The organism is Peptococcaceae bacterium 1198_IL3148, assembly GCA_036763105.1.
Classification (GTDB): Bacteria; Bacillota; Desulfotomaculia; order Desulfotomaculales; family Desulfohalotomaculaceae; genus JBAIYS01.
The window spans coordinates 1-2539 of the sequence record JBAIYS010000031.1; the positions used below are offsets into that span (position 1 = coordinate 1).

Below are 2539 nucleotides of genomic sequence, written 5' to 3' on the forward strand. Positions count from 1 at the left end.
GTAATTGTCAAATCCTAAGCACTTAGGTAAATAAAAAGCCCAACCCGAGGATTGGACTTGATTTCAATTTTTAGTTTTGTAGCAGTTGTCGGGAAGCTCTTTAGACCATGGAACAAACTTTTCAATCTGCTCAGGGTGCTGGATGAAATCAGTATTCGGCATCTGCTTCAATAAATAGACCAGATACTCATAAACTTTTAGGTTATTAGCCAGCGCAGTCTGTATGATACTGTATACAATGGAGCTGTCGTGTGCACCGCGATCGGTTTTCATGGTAACCCAATTTTTGCGGCCGATTGTAAACGGGCGTATACTTCGCTCGACTAGATTGTTTGTCAACTCCAGACGGCCGTCCAAGAGAACGTTCTCAAAGTAAGGCCATTGATTCAGTGCATAATTTATAGCTTCATAAGCCTTAGATTTAGGAACCGTAAGGGGCTTGGTCTCTTTTAGCCATGACAAAAAAGCATCCATCACTGGCTTTAATAGCGTGAGGCGCTTGTTGTGACGCTCTTCTGGTGTGGCGTCCTTGTATTTCTTTTCGATATGGAACAGGTAGTCGCAATACTCTAGTCCTTTGAAGCAAACGGTCTTCTTTTGCTCCTCTGGACTTAATGCCTTGATGGCATCCGTAAATTTGCGCTTAATATGGGCGAGGCAACCAACTACAGTAATTCCAGGTTGCAGACGATGATAAACCTCGTACCCATCGGTATGCAAATAACCGGCATAGTCCTTAAGGAACTCCTTAGCCGATTCCGAAGCCCGGCTTTCATGGAATTCATAGTAGATAATCGGATCGTCATGCTCTCCGCTGCAGTAAACCCAGATATAGCATTTCTTCTTAGCGTCTCTGCCATTCTGCTGCACAACGCGGGTCCAGGTTTCATCGGCATGTAAGACATCTTTGCTCAGAAGGGTACTTCTCATATGGGTGTAGATCCTTGAAAAGTATTCCTCCGAACATTGGAGTATCCAGTTGCTCATGTTTTGTCTGGAGATTCGGACGCTGTCCATCCGGTCAAATTCTCTCTCAATCCGGGCCAGGGGCATCGCATTAGTGTATTTACTGTTGATAATGCCAGCGATCAGTTCTGGTGTAGCAAAACTTCCAGGAATCGGTAAATTGGGCATATCGGCACGAACGAAGGGAATTTTATCACCTTCGCCTTGGTTTTTTTCGCACGCACGGCAAGTATAGACATGACGGCGGTGTTCCTCAACTTCGAAATGGGCTGGTACAAGTTTCAATGTTTTTGTAACTTCAACCTTCATATCATGCAAAGGGCTGTCACATACTGGGCAGACCTGCTGTTCAGCCGGAAGTTCATGTTCAATGACGGTGACCTTTAAATCTTTGAAATCCTGCTCACGTTTACCCTTTTGTTTGGGTTTTCTCGGGGTCTTCGCCGTCGCTTCTTCAAAAGTAGGTTCCGGCTTCCTTAAAGCAGTGGCTTCGGCTTCGTTGAAAAAGCAAAGCTGCTCCTGGCCTTCGGGATAGGGTACGGAATCGCCGCTGGAACCATACTTCTTATGAGTATTCAAACGGATCATCTCAATAAGACGATTCACGTTTTGAGTCAGTTCAGCGATGGCCAGATCCTGTCTTTCGCAGTGCGCAGCCAGTTCTTCCTGTGACATTTCTTTGTAATTCAGTTGTTGTTTTTGGGGTAAATTTATCTCGTAGTTCATATTCTCATTATATAAGAATATGGATCAAAATAACAGGATAATAGCGGTAGATAGCCCTAAAAATAGATAAAAATAGGCAATTTGTCAATTTCAGTATGGAACTTGTTATAGAATGATCCGCTGCTTAACAGGCTTATGTGCAGATGGCTGCTCCATAGACAAACCGTCTAAAAGCCACCTAAACTGCCGTTCCGAAACCTCAAGGACCTGCTTGTTTTCGTAAAACCTCCATCGGAAAACGCCGCGACTCAATTTGCGGTAGTACAACCACCAACCATTATTTGACCAATGAAGAATTTTACATTTATCACAGGCCCGGTTACAGAATACATAAAGGCAGTTTTCAAAAGGGTCCATCTGTAACTGCGTCTGCACCAATGTAGCAAGGCCTTCGATGCTTTTTCGCATGTCACAGGGTTTGCAGGAAAGAAATATTCTGAGGCCGGCAGTGTTCAGACTCATAAGGAACGAATAGTGGCAATAGCCTCGCGCAGGGTCTCAGCTTGAAAGCCTGAATACAGCTCAATAGAAACCGCGCCGATTTTAACAATAACCGGAACTTCCTTAACGGATTGTTGCTTCAACTCGATAAAGGTATCTTGACTAAGGTCAGCTTTGGCCTCACGTTTGCACTTATTCAACCAGTACCGAAGTATATGTGCTTTTAGGTTGTTTTCTGAGCACCATGCGGCAACAGTTTGACCTGAGGCAAGATAATCTTTTACTTGCTGGCGCCTGATCATGGACTGCTCTTCAAGGGTCATGAGAATTCCTCCCTCATATATTCTTGAGGTTATTATCTCAGTTCTTAAAGGCAGTTGCTATGTGCAGATTTTTTGACAATTAC

At 44.1% G+C, this 2539-nt stretch carries 3 protein-coding genes; all 3 read right to left on the minus strand.

Annotated elements, in window-relative coordinates; translation table 11 throughout:
• Positions 1-63: 63 nt before the first annotated feature.
• A complete protein-coding gene (locus V6C27_14720) occupies positions 64-1692 on the minus strand; it encodes an IS66 family transposase (protein MEG6617646.1) in 1629 nt (542 codons plus the stop codon).
• Positions 1693-1797: 105 nt separating this feature from the next.
• The gene (gene tnpB / locus V6C27_14725; GenBank protein ID MEG6617647.1) at positions 1798-2154 is read right to left on the minus strand and encodes an IS66 family insertion sequence element accessory protein TnpB; all 357 of its coding nucleotides are present in this window, start codon (positions 2152-2154) and stop codon (positions 1798-1800) included.
• On the minus strand, positions 2151-2456 hold the full coding sequence (locus V6C27_14730) for a hypothetical protein (protein MEG6617648.1): 306 nt from the start codon (positions 2454-2456) through the stop codon (positions 2151-2153). The genes tnpB and V6C27_14730 overlap by 4 nt, the downstream gene beginning before the upstream one ends.
• Positions 2457-2539 lie beyond the last annotated feature (83 nt).

Bases quoted from the DNA above. Each gene is read 5' to 3' on its own strand.
- V6C27_14730 (MEG6617648.1), bottom strand. From the start codon at position 2,456: ATGACCCTTGAAGAGCAGTCCATGATCAGGCGCCAGCAAGTAAAAGAT.
- tnpB (MEG6617647.1), bottom strand. From the start codon at position 2,154: ATGAGTCTGAACACTGCCGGCCTCAGAATATTTCTTTCCTGCAAACCC.
- V6C27_14720 (MEG6617646.1), bottom strand. From the start codon at position 1,692: ATGAACTACGAGATAAATTTACCCCAAAAACAACAACTGAATTACAAA.